Genomic DNA, 16,381 nt, shown 5'->3' on the forward strand with positions numbered 1-16,381 from the left:
TTCTGAAATATAAGGAGGGGAGTCAGATGTTGCATGTCAAATTGATGAAGCCGTTTTATACAAAGAGAGAAGGGCACCGCATCAAGTTTGTGTTCGCCTATCAATATTTTTCGATCCTGAAGGACGATGAAGTGTTCCATTTCATCCCTGTCGAAGGGAAGGAAATCATCGTCAACTTGAATACGTTCCAAGTGGAAAACCTTTCCGAAGTCTTTGTATTCCAAAAAGGGAACCGCTTTATCCGTTTGCCGCTCTACCAATTGCTGCTGGTCTCGGACATCCATACACACCTTCAGAGCATACTGAAGGAAGAAAGGGCGGAATTGATCGAAGTGAACGAACAAACAAAGAAAGAAGCGACCGAAGCAATCCAGTTCCTGGAGCAGGAAAACTTCAACCGCATGATCGACCAGGCGTTAGCCGCGGGGGATAAGGAACTGTTTGAGAAGCTGCTGTCCCAGCAAAAACAATTACTCGATGGAGGTCTATGATGAAGCATACAACAGCCTATGGATAAGAAACGTCTGCCCAGGAATTTGAGAGCAGGCGTTTTTATATGGAAAGAAACAAGCAAAAAGCCCTCTTCCGCCTATCGGAAAAGGGCTTTTACGTATGTTCGGAAACCATAAGGTGCTCCTTTCTACATGAGCATGAAGTAATTGAGTGCCAACATGACAACTGCAGAACCCGTCACGCCCAGCGCAAGATCTCCCCATTGCATCTCCAGTACTTTGTCAAAATTATTCATGATGATCCGCTCCTTCTCTGATTGTTGGGAAACCCTGTTTGCCAGTTATAGTGTCCGGTTGAACTATTTATAACTTATTTACAGTGTATAAGGGACTGGAAGAAAATGCATGAGACTAAATTACCAAATATTCTAAAAATTAAAATAAATAGAGAAAGACCTTTCCATTCTACAGAAATGACACACCCTTTTGCAGTGGAAAATGAGCGGTCACCTGAAGAATATCTGTTTGGCGGGTGATTAACAATATACTGAAAAAATCACAGAGCCAATTTCATGCATCGCTTATACACGGAGACTGGAAAAGAAGTAAAGGAACAAGAGATTTTGAATTGATTTTTATGGCTAGGTGCATAAAGAATAGGACAATTCGAATAAAAAATTATATTGAAATATTCTTACAATATTGCTATATTAGTACATAGAAAGTTTCAAAAATATTCCGAATTAGACAAACAAAGGGGAAATACGCAGCATGAAATTTTACTTGTCGATGGACATGGAAGGCGTGACGGCACTTCCGGATTATACATATGTGGATTCCAAAGAAGCGAATTACGAAAGGGGGCGCCGCCTCATGACAGGCGACGCCAATGCCATCATCCGTGGGGCGTTCGATGCAGGAGCGGAAGCGTTTCTTGTCAACGATTCCCATTCCAAGATGAACAATTTGATCGCTGAAGACCTCCACGAAGAAGCGGAGCTCATCACTGGGGGCGTCAAAGCGTTTTCGATGGTCGAAGGACTGGACGACAGCTACACGGGCGCTTTTTTTGCTGGATATCACGCACGTGCCGGCCAGAAAGGCGTCATGTCCCATGCCATGATTTTTGGCGTCCGGTCGATGTGGATCGACGAGGTCGAAGTCGGGGAGCTCGGCTTGAATGCATATGTCGCAGGATACCACGGCGTCCCGGTACTGATGGTGGCGGGAGATGACTGCGCATGCAGGGAAGCGGAAGCGCTCATCCCGAATGTCACGACTGTCGCTGTCAAAGAAACCTTGACGCGTTCTGCAGTCAAGACGCTGCATCCGAAAAAGGCGCAACGGCTGCTTCACGAGAAAACGCAGCAAGCGATCCAAAACAAAAGCCGCGTAAAGCCGCTCGTGCCGCCGGAGCGCCCGACACTTCGCATGGAATTCACCAATTACGGCGAAGCGGAGCTGGCGGCAATGATGCCCGGAACCCATATCGAAGAAGGCACGACGATCGTCCGCTACGAAGCACAAAACATACTGGAAGCTTATCGCGCTATGCTGGTCATGACAGAACTGGCGATGCAAGCGAAGTTCTGTTAGGGGGAAGAAACAATGGGCAAATACATATTCAAACGATTTTTGATGATGCTCGTGACGATTTTCATCATCGCGACATTGACGTTTTTCCTGATGCACGCCGTTCCGGGATCACCGCTTGAAAGCGACCGCAACACGAACGAGACGGTGCAGGCGAACCTGGAGCGCTTCTACAAGCTCGACCAGCCTTTACATATCCAATACTTGAGTTATATGCAGTCGATCGTCACGTTCGATTTCGGGCCGTCGATCAAAGACCCGAACCGCACCGTTAACGAACTGTTGGCAAGGGGCTTCCCGATTTCCTTCGAACTTGGGATCATCACCATTCTCGTTGCGGTCGTCTCCGGGATCATTCTCGGGACGATGGCTGCGCTGCGGCACAATAAGATGATCGACTACGCGGCAATGGCTTTCGCGGTCATCGGGATCTCGATCCCGAACTTTGTACTCGCAACGGTGCTGATCCAGCAACTCGCGGTCAACTGGAACCTGTTCCCGCCCGCGACCTGGACCAGCCCGATGCATATGGTGCTGCCGGTGCTGGCGCTCGCGACCGGGCCGATGGCAATCATCGCCCGCCTGACGCGTTCGAGCATGCTCGAAGTGCTGACACAGGATTATATTAAAATGGCACGCGCCAAAGGCATCAAGCCGATGCGCATCGTCTTGCGGCATGCGCTGCGCAATGCCTTGATGCCGGTCGTGACGATCATGGGTACTTTGCTTGCCGGCATCTTGACCGGAACTTTCGTCATCGAGAAGATTTTCGCGATTCCGGGGATGGGCAAATACTTTGTCGATTCGATCAATAACCGCGATTATCCGGTCATCATGGGCACCACAGTGTTCTATAGTGCGTTCTTGATATTCATGCTGTTTCTTGTCGACATCGTCTACGGCATATTGGATCCGCGCATCAAGCTCCATAAGAAAGAAGGTGATGTGTGATGACTCAGGTCCGTGATGAATGGTTCCGCCCTTCTGACAACAGTGCGGATGAAAAAGAAGCCGTCGTCCGCCCGTCGCTTTCCTATTGGAAAGACGCCTGGCGCAGGCTGAAACAAAACAAACTGGCGATGCTCGGCCTGATTTTCCTGGCTTTGCTCGCCGTGATGGCGATATTCGGCCCTATTTTCTCGCCGCATTCCGTCACTACGCAAGACTTGCCGAACCAAAACCAGCCGCCAAGTGCGACGCATTGGTTCGGGACCGATGAAGCGGGGCGCGACGTCTTTACCCGCACCTGGTACGGCGCGCGCATTTCCTTATTCGTCGGCTTGATGGCCGCATTGATTGATTTTGTCATCGGCATCGTCTACGGGGGAATCGCCGGCTATAAAGGCGGCAAAACCGACGGCATCATGATGCGCATCATCGAAATCCTATACGGCTTACCGTATTTGCTCGTGGTCATCTTGCTGCTCGTCGTAATGGGCCCGTCTTTATGGACCATCATCCTCGCGCTCACCATCACAGGCTGGGTCGGCATGGCCCGGATTGTCAGGGGGCAGGTGCTGCAAGTGAAAAACTATGAATTCGTCACCGCTTCGAAATCATTCGGGGCGAAGACGCCGCGCATCATCCGCAAGAACTTGATCCCGAACTCGATGGGGCCGATCATCGTGCAGATGACCTTGACTGTACCGAGCGCCATTTTCGCTGAAGCGTTCCTGAGCTTCCTTGGCCTCGGGATCCAGGCGCCGTTTGCAAGTTGGGGCGTCATGGCGAACGACGCTTTGCCGGTCATCATCACCGGCGACTGGTGGCGCTTGTTCTTCCCGGCATTATTTATTTCATTGACGATGTTCGCATTTAACGTACTTGGAGACGGGCTGCAGGATGCACTCGATCCGAAGATGAGGAAGTGAAGACATGACAGGAAAGCAGATAGCTGAAGAGTTGGCGCGGACCCGCCTGGAAGATGGGGCGGATCTCGATGCCATCGACCATACCGGCAAACGCGGCAAGGTCGTAAAGCCGAAAAAGCACAAGACCGTCACGGACGAGCGGATCCTTTCCGTACAGGACCTGCACGTGACCTTCAATACATACGGCGGCACCGTCCAGGCCGTCCGCGGCGTCAATTTCGACCTCTATAAAGGGGAAACGCTGGCCATTGTCGGGGAGTCGGGCTGTGGTAAATCGGTGACATCCAATGCCATCATGGGCTTGATCCAGCAGCCGCCCGGAAAAATCAGTTCCAAAGGCGTCCATTTCAAAACACGGGACCTGACGAAATTGTCGAAGAAAGAAATGCGCAAGATCCAAGGCGTCGACATTTCGATGATTTTCCAGGATCCGATGACTGCGCTCAACCCGACCTTGACGATCGGCGAGCAATTGACAGAAGGCGTCAAGCAGCACAAGAACTTGGGCAAGGCCGAAGCGAAAGAGCGGGCGATCGATATGCTCAAGCTGGTCGGCATCCCGAATCCGGAAGAGCGGCTCAAGCAATATCCCCACCAATTTTCGGGAGGCATGCGCCAGCGCATCGTCATCGCGATCGCCTTGATCTGTGAGCCGGAGCTATTGATTGCGGATGAGCCGACGACGGCGCTCGACGTGACGATCCAAGCGCAGATCCTGGAATTATTCGAGGAAATCCAAGCAAAAACCGGCGTATCGATCATCTTGATTACGCACGACCTCGGCGTCGTCGCGAAAATCGCCGATCGCATCGCCGTCATGTACGCCGGAAAGGTGATCGAAACCGGCGACAAGCGCGAGATTTTCTACAATCCGCAGCATCCGTACACGAAAGGCTTATTGAATTCCGTGCCGCGCCTCGACTTGGCGGGAGGGGAGCTCAAGCCAATCGACGGAACGCCGCCTGATCTGTTCGCACCGCCGACAGGGTGCCCATTCGCAGCGCGCTGCCCGTTTTCGATGGACGTCTGTACGAATGTCTATCCGGAAGTGACGGCTTTATCCGGGACCCACAAAGTGGATTGCTGGCTGCAGGATCCACGGGCCCAAAAATTGATCGAAGAACAGGCTTTTGCAAGGTAAATTTGGCTGGGGGCGCATTTGCGCATTCACATAAAAGAAAACACAAGGGGGAAATCACATGAAGAAATGGCTCGTATTGTTCCTGATGGCGATGTTCGTGTTCGTTCTCGCAGCTTGTACAGCAAGCGAAGACGCGGGTGAAGACACAAGCAGCGATTCAGGCGAAGAGGGTTCCGCTGATTCAGGCGGAGAGAAAGTATTGTATATGAATAATGGGGAAGAACCGACTTCGTTCGATCCATCGATCGGCTTCAACGCTGTATCATGGGGCGCTTTGAACAACTTGATGGAAGGTTTGACACGCCTGGATGAATCGTCTCAGCCGGTCGAAGCGACAGCTGAATCGATCGACATCTCTGAAGACGGGTTGACGTACACATTCAATATCCGTGAAGACGCTAACTGGTCGAACGGCGAACCGGTCACAGCCGGCGATTTCGTCTTTGCATGGCAGCACATGCTGGACCCGGAGACAGCTTCTCCGGCAGCTTTCCTTGCTTACTTCATTGAAGGAGCGGAAGCGTATAACAACGGGGAAGGCGCTGTAGAAGATATCGCGATTTCTGCGGAAGACGACAAGACCTTCGTCGTGAAATTGACAGAACCGACAGAAGCATTCCTGAACATCATCACTAACCCAAGCTTTTTCCCGATCCACGAAGCGACAGCTACTGAAAACCCGGACTGGCATACAGAAGCGGATAGCTTTGTCGGAAACGGGCCGTTCAAATTGGCTTCCTGGAGCCACGACGAAGAATTCGTCTTCGAGAAGAATGAAGAGTATTGGGATGCTGAAAACGTAAAATTGGATAAAGTCCACTGGGCAATGGTCAACGACCCGAACACGGAATACCAAATGTACGAAGCGGGTGAACTGGACGTATCGAGCGTGCCAGCTGAAATGTCCGAGCAATTGCAGGATTCTCCTGAACTTGGCGTAATGGACCAGGCGGGTACGTATTTCTACCGTTACAATGTGGAAGAAGAGCCATTCACGAACAAAAAAGTCCGCCAAGCATTCGCTTATGCGGTGAACCAGGATGATATCGTCCAATACGTGACGAAAAACGGCGAAAAACCGGCATACGGCTTTGTTTCTTACGGATTTGAAGGCCCGAACGGCCAGGAATTCCGCGACGAAGCAGGCGAATTGGTGAAATTTGACGCTGACAAAGCGAAGCAATTGCTTGAAGAAGGCATGGAAGAAGAAGGCTGGGACGAATTGCCGCCAGTGACGATTTCCTACTCAACAAGCGAATCACACCAGAACATCGCGGAAACATTGCAAGACCAATTCAAGACTGCTTTGGATGTAGATGTTGAACTTCAAAATGTCGAAGCGAGCGTCTTCCTGACAGAGCAAAAAGAATTCAAATACCAATTGTCGCGCAGCTCATTCCTGCACGACTACGCTGACCCGGTCAACGCACTTGAAAGCTTCATCACGGATTCTTCCATGAACCGTACACAATGGTCCAACGAAGAATTCGATAAGCTGATCGCTGACGCAAAAGCGGAAACAGACTCTGCAGCACGTTGGGACATGCTTATCGAAGCAGAAAAAATCCTGATGGACGAAATGCCGATCTTCCCGATCCATTTCTATAACCAAGTCCAGCTGCAAAAAGAAGGCGTCGAAGGCATCCTTCGCCACCCGGTCGGATACATCGACCTAAAAACAGCGGATAAACAATAAAAGCTGAAGCGGCCGTTCTGGCTCGACAGGCATAAGACGACTTCCCGAAGCGGCGCTTTTTGCCGCACAGGGAAGATGGCTTATGACCCGAGAGACAGGCCGCTGAAGCTAGATATGAATAAAAGCGATCACGCCCGTTCAGCTCCGACAGGCATAAGACGATTCCCCGAAGCGCGCTCTTTGCCGCACAGGGGAAGTGGCTTATGACCCGAGGAGTTGGGCGTGAGAGCTGGATAAAAATAAAAGCGACTGCCCCCGTTCAGCTCCGACAGGCGTAAGACAGACCAGCAATGCGGCGCTCTTTGCCGCAATGCTGGGTTGACTTACGACCCGAGGAGTTGGGGGCAAGGAGCTGGATAAAACTAAAAGCGATCACGCCCGTTCAGCGGCCGTAATCATATGAAAAAACAGAAGCGCGGCCATGCGCCGCGCTTTTCTGTTTTTCACTGAGGAAAACTGGTAGTTTTAATGAGTGAAGAACAGAAAACTAGAGGAGTGAGCAATATGCGCACAATGCCAAAACGATTGCAAAAAGGGGATACAGTGGGGATCATCTCGCCATCGAGCCCGCCGAACTTAGAGAATTTGAAAAAGGCCTTGCCGTTTCTGGAGGAAATGGGCCTGAACATCAAAATGGGCAAATCGGTCGAAGCGAAAAACGGCTATCTTGCCGGCACAGACGAAGAACGGCTTGCGGATCTGCATGCCATGTTCGAGGACCCGGAAGTGAAAGGCATCATCTGCGCGGGCGGCGGCTACGGGGCGGCGCGCTATGCGGACCAAATCGACTACGGGATGATCAAGGAAAACCCGAAAGTTTTCTGGGGCTATTCAGACGTGACTTTCCTGCATAATGCGATCGGCATGTATGCGGAATTGGTGACGTTCCACGGCCCGATGCTGGCGTCGGATGTCGGCAAGCCCGAATTCCACGAGCGCAGCGGCCGTATGTTCGGTCAATTGTTCCAGCCGTTCGAATTGCATTACGATGAATCCATATCGGAATTGGAAACCTTATCCGGTGGCATGGCGGACGGAGAACTTGTCGGCGGCAATTTATCATTGATCCGCGGGGGCATCGGGACAAAGTTCGAACTCGACACGAAAGGCAAGATCCTGCTGATTGAAGACACGGGCGAAGAACCATACCAGGTCGACGAAATGCTCAACCAGCTGAAACAGGCCCGCAAGTTCGAGGAAGTGGCCGGTATCGTCATCGGGGATTTCAAGAACGCTGAACCGAAAAAGCCGGAACAATCGTGGACGCTCGATCAAGTGCTGGATGATTATTTCAAGGACATGGGCATCCCGGTCGTCAAAGGTTTCAAGATTGGCCATTGCGAACCGCATTTCTCAGTACCGCTTGGGGTGAAAGCGCGTCTCGATGCCAATGCGAAAACCCTGACCATTCTGCCGGGGGTCGAGTAAGATGCCCGTCTTAGCATCTATCGAGACTTACCGGATAGCCGTTCCATTAAAAAAACCGTTCAAGACGGCGCTCCGGACGGTCGAAGCCGCAGAGGCGGTCATCGTCCATCTGGCGACACAAGACGGGCGCTCGGGTTTCGGGGAAGCGCCGCCGACACACGTCATCACAGGCGATACGCTGGACGGAATCGAACGGGCGGTTCAGCTGATTGGCGCCGGGCTGATCGGCATGGACATCCGCAGGCATGAACAGCTTTTCGAAAAGCTCCATAAGACGCTGGTCGGCAACACCAGTGCCAAAGCGGCAGTCGATATGGCGCTCTATGACCTGATCGCCCAGCAGGCGGGCTTGCCCCTGACTCAATATCTTGGCGGCTACCGCGAATCGATTGAAACCGATTATACGGTTTCGGTCAATTCACCGGAAGAAATGGCGCAAGATGCCGAGGGCTATGAACAGGACGGTTTTACGGTCCTGAAAGTGAAAGTCGGCATCGATACCCCTGAACAGGATTTGAAGCGCATCCAGGCAATCCGGGACCGCGTCGGCAATAAAGTGACATTGCGCTTGGATGCGAACCAGGGATGGGACCCGAAATCAGCGGTGCGCACGATCCGGAAGATGGAAGACGCCGGATTCGATATCGAATTGATCGAACAGCCGGTTCCGGCGAATGACATTGAAGGGATGAAGTTCGTCACCGAACACACGATGACGCCGATCATGGCCGACGAGAGTGTCTTTTCTCCAGCCGATGCAAAGCGTGTCCTGGAATTGCGCGCGGCGGATCTGATCAACATCAAATTGATGAAAGCAGGAGGCATCCACCGCGCCTTGAAAATCAATGCACTCGCCGAAACCTTCGGTGTGCCGTGCATGACCGGCAGCATGATCGAAACGAAGCTCGGCCTGTCCGCAGCGGCTCATTTCGCGGCGAGCCAGCCGAATATTACGCGTTTTGATTTCGATGCGCCGCTCATGCTGAAGGAGGATCTCTTGCCGGGAGGCATCCAGTACAGCGGCAAAACCGTCCGCTTTTCAAGTGAGCCAGGGCTTGGCATCGATGCAGGGCGCTTCCTGGAAACATTACGAGAACGGAGAGGATAATATGACACAGCCAGAACCGACAACATGGGTCTGCCGCGTTCCGGTGACGAGCGTCTGGACCCATCCCGACAAAGTACGCGAAGTGGACGCTCAAGGCGTCGCGGATATGCCGGACATCAATAAATGGCGTGAAGCGATGAACCAGCAGGAAACAAAGGACCTTACCGAAAGCAATCGCCTTCAGACACAGCTGCTTTACGGGGAGCCTGTATTAATAGAAGAAATAGATGGCACTTGGGCAAAGATCATTGCGCCTTGGCAGCCATCCCATAAAGACGAACGCGGCTATCCGGGATGGGTGCCTTTAGCGCACCTGAAAGAACTCGGTTCAGCCGCGGATCGAGGCTATGCGCGCGTAACAGCCGATAAAGCGCAATTATGGTCGCCAGAACGCCGGCCGGTCGCGCAGCTGCCATTCAACAGCCTGCTTCCGGTCAAGGACGCAGACGAAAGCCGTGTCCATGTCCATACTCCGGATGGCGACGCTTATATCGAAGCCAAGCATGTCCAGCTCGTCCCATCGCCTGAACAGATTCCGCTCGGGAGCGGCCAGGCGATTGCAGACGCGGCGGAGCGCTTTTTAGGCTTGCAATATTTCTGGGGCGGCATGTCGAGCTTCGGCTATGACTGTTCGGGATTCTCCCATCATATGCTGAAAGCGAATGGCCTATACATATCACGCGATGCCGGAGACCAGTCAACGGAAGGAATGGAAATCGACCGCCTCGACCCTGGGGCCTGGCAAGCAGGGGATCTATTATTCTTCGCTTACGAAGAAGGGCAAGGGCAACTCCATCATGTCGGCATTTACTGCGGCGATGGCATGATGATCCATTCGCCGACATCCGGCAAAGCCATTGAAATCATCCGTCTCGAAGGCACGGTCTACGACAAGGAATTATGTGCCGTCCGCAGATTTACACAGGAGGAAACAACATGACGAACGAAACTTTATTGTCCGTACAGGAACTCAAGCGCCATTTCGACCTCGGCAAAGACACGATCTTAAAAGCGGTTGACGGCATTTCATTTGATATCAAGCGCGGCGAAACCTTTGGGCTCGTAGGAGAGTCAGGCTGCGGCAAATCGACAGCCGGCCGGACCATCATGGGCTTGTACAGCTCGACCGACGGCAAAGTCGAATACGACGGCGTCGATATCCATAAAATGTCCGACAAGGACCGCTTCGATTATTTGCGCAATATGCAGATGATCTTCCAGGACCCATACGCATCGCTCAATCCGCGTTCAACCGTCTTTGAGATTATCGCTGAACCGATGCAGGTCCACGGGCTGCATAAAAATAAAAAGGAATTGCAGGCGCGTGTCCATCAATTGCTGGAAGATGTCGGCTTGAACCGCGACCATGCCAACCGGTACCCGCATGAATTCTCCGGCGGGCAAAGGCAGCGCATCGGCATCGCCCGCGCGTTGTCGCTTGACCCGGATTTCATCATTGCGGACGAACCGATCTCGGCACTCGATGTTTCGGTCCAAGCCCAAGTCGTCATGCTCCTGCAGAAGCTACAGAAGGAAAAGGGATTGACGTATTTGTTCATCGCGCATGATCTCAGCATGGTCAAATATATATCAGACCGCATCGGCGTCATGTACTTGGGACATATGGTCGAACTCACGACAGCCGACCAGCTGTATGACAAGCCGCTTCATCCCTATACGGAAGCCTTATTGTCGGCGATTCCGATTCCCGATCCAGACATCGAGGAAGCCCGCGAACGCGTCATTTTGGAAGGCGAATTGCCCAGCCCGATCGACCCGCCGAGCGGCTGTGTGTTCCGGACGCGCTGCCCGCATGCGATGGGCATCTGTGCAGAGAAAAAGCCGGCATGGCAGGAAAAAGAACCCGGCCATTATGTCGCCTGTCATTTATATGAGTAAGTGAAACAGGTGAAATCACCATAAATTTATGCTATAATAGAAAGATAATGTTTTCATTATAGAGAGGCGTGGATAACTATGGCATTTCAACCCCATGAAAAAGAAGTATCTGAATTTGTAGCGGCCCGCAAAATCGGCGAATGGATTTCATTCACCCGTAACGGCGTCGACGTCAACGGAACCATCTTCAAAATTATGGACAACTCGGTGATCGTCGAAATCTCACCAGAAGACGCCAAGGAAATCGGCGCTGCTTCCAACATGACCGTAATTTCACATAAGAAATACAAGATTGTCGCAGATCAATAAACGAAACCTCCGCAGCTGCGGAGGTTTTTTCGTTCTATGAAATTAAGTGAAGTTAGCGAGTGTTTTTATGTGGAAATATTGCTATTTTCTATTTGAGTTTGACTTAATAGTCGCCGCCTTGCTTTGGGTTGGCCTTTGGCAGTAATGAATTGGCGAAAGTCAATTGAGCCAATTCATCTGCGATGCTTGAGCGTAGCGAAAGTTGAGCAAGCCGTTTCATACGATTATTGGGTGCAGCTTTTCTCCTGCTGCGTCGGCTCACCCTTGGCGCCGGCGGCTGAGAGATTTCATTGAGAAAGGTGCGATTAGTTGAATCCGCTTCTGTAACTAGTTGCCGGCTAGTTGGGTAATCACTTCCCGAGATGCGGCAACTGGTACTTTGGCGGTTGTATCGAAAATATTGTTGGTGGAACAGAATTAACAAGACTCTGCATAGCAAAGGTGACGTGAACTACAAAACATCACGCATTTCCACATTTTCTATTGAGTGGACAAAAGAAGTTTTTTTACCTTTAAAACTGACGACGTAGTGGAAGGGGCCGACTCCGGGAGGATCAGCGAGACAATTGAGACCCTGCAAGCGAATACGCGAAAGGTATTGAGCGTATTTGTTTGCGAAGCTCGAACATCGTGAGAGTTGAGCAGGTGTGGTTTTGCGCAGCGACGAAGCGGCTCAATGCGAGCCCTCCGGAAAGCGTGCCCCTGCAACGAAGTCGAAAAGCGGAAGCTTTTCCAATCACTTCTCTTCCAATCACTTCTTTTTCATTACTTCGCCCTTTACTAATTTGAAATTCACCACAATCCTATGCCATTCGTCTCAAAGCCACCAAATATTGAAAATTGTGGCAGGGAATCCGTTTCAAAGCGTATGTTTTTTTGGTAAAGTAAAACTAAGCAGAACGCCATTTGCCTGAAAGGACTTAGACGCATGATATCTGATTTTAAATTTTGGCATTTCTTCCTGAATCAAGGCCAACTCATACATAATTTACGGCACACTGAAATGAGGCAAATCAATAAGCGGCTGGCCGTCATTCTTGTGCTCGGTTTGATCGTATTCGCCTTGCCTGAAATCTGGGGGATGAACACCGGATCGCTCACGCCGCTGCTTGCGGCAGGCATGTTCGACGGCTACACACTCGCGCGCTGGACTTCGCTTGTCGGCACCTTGCTGTGGGGCGGCTTGTATTTAAGTTTCCATCTCTACATCGCCGCGTATCTGTACGGCCGGATCATCGGCATCCCGTGGAAGGCGATGATCGTCATGCAAGCTTACGTTACGGCATTGTTGGTGCTGGAAAAAGGCTTGATTTTCGGTATATTCGCATGGAACGGCTACACGATGGCGTTTTCCCCGTTTTCATTCGGGCCGATCGCGGCAACGCTCCTGGAAAACAGCTACCTGATTTATTTCTTTAACCAATTGACCTTATTCACCTCATTGATCATCGCGATTCAATACCGCTTCATCAAAAACTTTTCACGCGTATCACCGAAAGTTATCTTGCTTTCGCTGATCATCATCCATCTGCTCTCGGCATTGTTCGTCGCGCTGTTCAGCCAGATTCCAGTTGACGAAATGCTCCGTGACTTTATGCAAGGGGGGCCGATCCTATGAACCGCTTTTTCTTTATCGGCTTGTCCATTGCCGTCGTCGCGTTTTTGACCTCGAACTTCCTGTTGCTGTTCGGTGAGAAAAGCATCATTTCAAAAGAATTGTATGTCAGCGAATACGAACAGGCGTATACCCATACATATACGGAAACTTTGCCGAAGGAAGCATTGACGGCACCGCAGGAGACGATGGAAATCTATGTCCAGGACCATGAAGCGCTCGAACAATGGCTTGTCAAAGAAGGCGATGCCGTAACGGCGGGTGCTGAACTGGCACGCTTGAATGAAAGCGAATCGGAAGACCAGCGCGCCATTTGGCAATCCGAACAAAGTGCGCTCCAGTCAGAACGCAGTGAAGTCCAGTCCACGTTGCAGGAACTGGCGCAGGCGCGCGCATCGCAAGACAGCAGCGTCTCCGAAAACTCGAATAACAGCTCCAGCTATCCAGGGCTCGGCCCAGATATGGAACAGGAACTGAGCATGGACGTCAACGTCTCGGTCGGTGTGGAAGTGCCGGAAGACGGCGCATATGCTTCGGGCATCGCCCAAGCCCAGCAGCGCCTGGCAGCCATTGATTCGGAACTGGCGGTCGTCGAAGCACAGCTCGCGCAAAGCCAGGAAAATCCGGCGCTCATCAGCCCGGTCGAAGGGACGGTCGCGAGCATCAACCGCGACACCGAACCGCTTAGCATCGAGATCTACAATAACGAAAGGGAATTCGTCACCTATCTATTGGAAGATGAATGGCACGAAGTCGAACAGGCAGACCGCGTATTCATCCAGGCGCCAGGCATTGAAGGCGCGATTGCTGGAACGGTCCGCAGCGTGTCCGAAATCCCGGCGGAAGAATCGAAATGGTTCGAAGCGTACCGTAATCTCGGCCGCATCGAACAAAACAACCCGATCGCCTTTTACGAAGTGCGCATCGCCCCTGAAACCCCCTTGCAGGACACGATGCCTTTTGGCAGCAATGTCAACGCGGAAATCACGCTGGAGGAAGCACAAGATGCGATTGCCCTAAGCGATGGCTGGGTTTATGATGACGACAACACGGCAGGCACTGCCTATACCTTGAACATCGACGGACGCCCGAATGCCGTACCAGTCGAAATCGCTTTTGCCCAGCATGGACGCGTCGTTCTTGCGGGTGGCATGGAAGCGGGGAACATCGCCATCAATGAAGAACAGCTTCACGATTATCCAGGACGGCCGAAGCTCTTCATGCCGTTCCCGAGCCGGACGCCGGACTTCAACTATGCGAAGAACACAGAATGGCGCGCCTATATCGAATATTTATTGGCGCGCTAAGCAAAACCTCCGGGATTTCCGGAGGTTTTTTTGGTGGCGATGAACTAGGGAGAGCACAAACTCTGCTCTTTAAGTAGGCGCAGCGAAAGCCCCGGCGAAACTTGCGCTTAATTTACGGGCGCCATTGGTGTACGATAGACACAATACATTACAGCCATTGATCGGAGTGGAATATCCATGAAAGAAACAGATTGGCGCTTCCGCGTCGCGCACCGGGAAGCCTGGATCGGCCTCGGCCTTGCGCTCTTCAACTTCATCTGGTGGTTCGCTTTCGCCTACGGGCTCGGCAATCGCCCGGTCGAAGAATACACGTACATATTCGGCTTGCCCGATTGGTTTTTCTATAGCTGCATCGTCGGCTTCCTGGTCATGGCCGTGCTCGTCACGGTCGTCGTCAAGTTTTTCTTTGTCGATGTGCCATTTGACGAAGAACAGGAGGAGAACCGATGAACTATTCAGTCCTCATTCCCATGATCGTCTTTTTGATCATCATCTTTTTCATTGGCTATTGGTCGAGCAAGAAACTGGCCGGCTCTTCGAATTTCATCAGTGATTACTTCCTCGGGGGCCGCGAGCTTGGCGGTTTTGTGCTGGCGATGACGATGGTCGCGACATACGGCAGTGCATCAAGTTTCCTCGGCGGGCCCGGGACCGCCTATACGATCGGCTTTGGCTGGGTGCTGCTGGCGATGACCCAAGTCGTCACCGGTTACTTCGTCTTGATGATCCTCGGGAAAAAATACGCCATCATGGCGCGGCGCTATAACGCGGTGACGATGATCGATTTCCTGAAAGCCCGCTACAATAGCACAGCTGTCGTTTTATTATCGGCGCTTAGCATCATCATCTTCCTGTTTTCCGCGATGGCTGCCCAGTGGATCGGCGGCGCGCGGCTGATCGAGTCCTTGACCGGTCTCAGTTATCAATCGGCCTTGTTCCTGTTTGCCGTCAGTGTCCTCGTCTATGTGACGATCGGCGGTTTCCGCGCTGTCGCTTTGACCGATGCGGTGCAAGGGGCGGTCATGCTCGTCGGCACGCTCGTCTTGCTAATCGCGGTCATCATCTCGGGCGGCGGGATCTCGAACATCATGCAGGATTTGATCAACGAAAACCCGAACCTGGTCACGCCGTACGGGGCGGAAGGCAATCTCAGCGCCGCGTACGTATCGTCTTTCTGGATTCTCGTCGGTGTCGGCGTCGTCGGGTTGCCGCAAATCGCGGTGCGTGCGATGTCCTATAAAAATGCGCGCTCGATGCACCGTGCGCTGATTATCGGCACGATCGTCACCGGCTTCATCATGCTCAATATGCATTTGATCGGCGTTTTCGCCCGCCCGATCCTTCCGGGCATCGATGTCGGGGACAAGGTCATCCCGCTCATCGCGCTGGAAACTTTGCCGTCTTGGGTTGCGGGCATCGTCCTCGCAGCTCCGATGGCGGCGATCATGTCGACGGTCGATTCACTGCTTCTGCTCGTCAGCTCATCGATTGTCAAAGATGTCTATTTGAACTACGTCAAACCCGATGCAAGCCTCAAGACCATTAAACGCATGTCGTTCGGGGTCACCGGGATTCTCGGGGTAATCGTCTTCTTGCTGGCGCTCGATCCGCCTGATTTGCTGATTTTCTTGAACTTATTCGCGTTCGGCGGCCTCGAAGCGGCGTTCATCTGGCCGATCGTACTCGGGCTTTACTGGAAATGGGGCAATAAATACGGGGCGATCGCGAGCATGGCGACAGGGATATTCAGCTATATCGCACTTCATTTCTATAACATCGAAAACGGCAATTTATTCGGCGTCCATACGGTGACCTTGCCGGTCATCTTGTCGCTTCTTGCCTTTATCGTCTTCAGCTTGCTGATCAACAGGCAGGCATATGATTACAACGCCATTCTATACAGAAACGAAAAACAAGCGTAAAATAAAGGGCTATATCTGGAATAAGGGAAAGAAGGGCTGC

The 16,381-nt window shown here is 52.0% G+C and carries 15 protein-coding genes; all 15 read left to right on the plus strand.

Annotated elements, in window-relative coordinates; all coding sequences use genetic code 11:
• Positions 1 to 26 precede the first annotated feature (26 nt).
• Entirely contained in the window at positions 27 to 491 is a 465-nt protein-coding gene (locus DP119_RS02430) for a hypothetical protein (RefSeq protein WP_058382979.1), read from the plus strand.
• Positions 492 to 1,223: 732 nt separating this feature from the next.
• Positions 1,224 to 2,048 (plus strand): M55 family metallopeptidase, encoded by an 825-nt coding sequence (locus DP119_RS02435; protein WP_112230503.1) that lies wholly within the window; start codon positions 1,224 to 1,226, stop codon positions 2,046 to 2,048.
• A 12-nt stretch (positions 2,049 to 2,060) separates the two neighbouring features.
• On the plus strand, positions 2,061 to 2,996 hold the full coding sequence (locus DP119_RS02440) for an ABC transporter permease (protein ID WP_101191239.1): 936 nt from the start codon (positions 2,061 to 2,063) through the stop codon (positions 2,994 to 2,996).
• Positions 2,996 to 3,916, plus strand: coding sequence for an ABC transporter permease (locus DP119_RS02445; protein WP_112230505.1), 921 nt, complete (start codon positions 2,996 to 2,998; stop codon positions 3,914 to 3,916). The genes DP119_RS02440 and DP119_RS02445 overlap by 1 nt, the downstream gene beginning before the upstream one ends.
• Before the next feature lie 4 nt (positions 3,917 to 3,920).
• Positions 3,921 to 5,057, plus strand: coding sequence for an ABC transporter ATP-binding protein (locus DP119_RS02450; RefSeq protein WP_112230507.1), 1,137 nt, complete (start codon positions 3,921 to 3,923; stop codon positions 5,055 to 5,057).
• Between the two features lie 58 nt (positions 5,058 to 5,115).
• The gene (locus DP119_RS02455; protein ID WP_112230509.1) at positions 5,116 to 6,753 is read left to right on the plus strand and encodes a peptide ABC transporter substrate-binding protein; all 1,638 of its coding nucleotides are present in this window, start codon (positions 5,116 to 5,118) and stop codon (positions 6,751 to 6,753) included.
• A gap of 504 nt (positions 6,754 to 7,257) precedes the next feature.
• Positions 7,258 to 8,181, plus strand: coding sequence for a S66 peptidase family protein (locus tag DP119_RS02460; protein ID WP_101191234.1), 924 nt, complete (start codon positions 7,258 to 7,260; stop codon positions 8,179 to 8,181).
• Position 8,182: 1 nt separating this feature from the next.
• Positions 8,183 to 9,289 (plus strand): dipeptide epimerase, encoded by a 1,107-nt coding sequence (locus DP119_RS02465; RefSeq protein ID WP_112230511.1) that lies wholly within the window; start codon positions 8,183 to 8,185, stop codon positions 9,287 to 9,289.
• A 1-nt stretch (position 9,290) separates the two neighbouring features.
• Positions 9,291 to 10,229, plus strand: coding sequence for a C40 family peptidase (locus DP119_RS02470; protein WP_112230513.1), 939 nt, complete (start codon positions 9,291 to 9,293; stop codon positions 10,227 to 10,229).
• Positions 10,226 to 11,188: an ABC transporter ATP-binding protein gene (locus DP119_RS02475; RefSeq protein ID WP_112230515.1), complete on the plus strand. Its 963-nt coding sequence runs from the start codon at positions 10,226 to 10,228 to the stop codon at positions 11,186 to 11,188. The genes DP119_RS02470 and DP119_RS02475 overlap by 4 nt, the downstream gene beginning before the upstream one ends.
• Positions 11,189 to 11,266: 78 nt before the next feature.
• Positions 11,267 to 11,497, plus strand: a complete 231-nt coding sequence (locus DP119_RS02480; protein ID WP_058382988.1) for a DUF2187 family protein — start codon at positions 11,267 to 11,269, stop codon at positions 11,495 to 11,497.
• Positions 11,498 to 12,500: 1,003 nt separating this feature from the next.
• Positions 12,501 to 13,115, plus strand: a complete 615-nt coding sequence (locus DP119_RS02485) for a hypothetical protein (RefSeq protein WP_112231909.1) — start codon at positions 12,501 to 12,503, stop codon at positions 13,113 to 13,115.
• On the plus strand, positions 13,112 to 14,419 hold the full coding sequence (locus tag DP119_RS02490; protein WP_112230516.1) for an efflux RND transporter periplasmic adaptor subunit: 1,308 nt from the start codon (positions 13,112 to 13,114) through the stop codon (positions 14,417 to 14,419). Before DP119_RS02485 ends, DP119_RS02490 begins: the two co-directional genes overlap by 4 nt.
• A gap of 177 nt (positions 14,420 to 14,596) precedes the next feature.
• Positions 14,597 to 14,869, plus strand: coding sequence for a YhdT family protein (locus tag DP119_RS02495; RefSeq protein ID WP_112230518.1), 273 nt, complete (start codon positions 14,597 to 14,599; stop codon positions 14,867 to 14,869).
• Complete coding sequence (panF, locus tag DP119_RS02500; RefSeq protein WP_112230520.1) at positions 14,866 to 16,341, plus strand: sodium/pantothenate symporter; 1,476 nt, start codon at positions 14,866 to 14,868, stop codon at positions 16,339 to 16,341. The genes DP119_RS02495 and panF overlap by 4 nt, the downstream gene beginning before the upstream one ends.
• Positions 16,342 to 16,381: the final 40 nt, after the last annotated feature.

The organism is Planococcus maitriensis, from assembly GCF_003289925.1.
GTDB classification, from domain to species: domain Bacteria; phylum Bacillota; class Bacilli; order Bacillales_A; family Planococcaceae; genus Planococcus; species Planococcus maitriensis.

Excerpts from the sequence above, each read along its gene's own strand:
- DP119_RS02430 (WP_058382979.1), top strand. The coding sequence starts at position 27 with ATGTTGCATGTCAAATTGATGAAGCCGTTTTATACAAAGAGAGAAGGG.
- DP119_RS02485 (WP_112231909.1), top strand. The coding sequence starts at position 12,501 with ATGAGGCAAATCAATAAGCGGCTGGCCGTCATTCTTGTGCTCGGTTTG.
- DP119_RS02460 (WP_101191234.1), top strand. The coding sequence starts at position 7,258 with ATGCGCACAATGCCAAAACGATTGCAAAAAGGGGATACAGTGGGGATC.
- DP119_RS02490 (WP_112230516.1), top strand. The coding sequence starts at position 13,112 with ATGAACCGCTTTTTCTTTATCGGCTTGTCCATTGCCGTCGTCGCGTTT.
- DP119_RS02435 (WP_112230503.1), top strand. The coding sequence starts at position 1,224 with ATGAAATTTTACTTGTCGATGGACATGGAAGGCGTGACGGCACTTCCG.
- DP119_RS02450 (WP_112230507.1), top strand. The coding sequence starts at position 3,921 with ATGACAGGAAAGCAGATAGCTGAAGAGTTGGCGCGGACCCGCCTGGAA.
- DP119_RS02445 (WP_112230505.1), top strand. The coding sequence starts at position 2,996 with ATGACTCAGGTCCGTGATGAATGGTTCCGCCCTTCTGACAACAGTGCG.
- DP119_RS02455 (WP_112230509.1), top strand. The coding sequence starts at position 5,116 with ATGAAGAAATGGCTCGTATTGTTCCTGATGGCGATGTTCGTGTTCGTT.
- DP119_RS02475 (WP_112230515.1), top strand. The coding sequence starts at position 10,226 with ATGACGAACGAAACTTTATTGTCCGTACAGGAACTCAAGCGCCATTTC.
- panF (WP_112230520.1), top strand. The coding sequence starts at position 14,866 with ATGAACTATTCAGTCCTCATTCCCATGATCGTCTTTTTGATCATCATC.
- DP119_RS02470 (WP_112230513.1), top strand. The coding sequence starts at position 9,291 with ATGACACAGCCAGAACCGACAACATGGGTCTGCCGCGTTCCGGTGACG.
- DP119_RS02465 (WP_112230511.1), top strand. The coding sequence starts at position 8,183 with ATGCCCGTCTTAGCATCTATCGAGACTTACCGGATAGCCGTTCCATTA.
- DP119_RS02495 (WP_112230518.1), top strand. The coding sequence starts at position 14,597 with ATGAAAGAAACAGATTGGCGCTTCCGCGTCGCGCACCGGGAAGCCTGG.
- DP119_RS02480 (WP_058382988.1), top strand. The coding sequence starts at position 11,267 with ATGGCATTTCAACCCCATGAAAAAGAAGTATCTGAATTTGTAGCGGCC.
- DP119_RS02440 (WP_101191239.1), top strand. The coding sequence starts at position 2,061 with ATGGGCAAATACATATTCAAACGATTTTTGATGATGCTCGTGACGATT.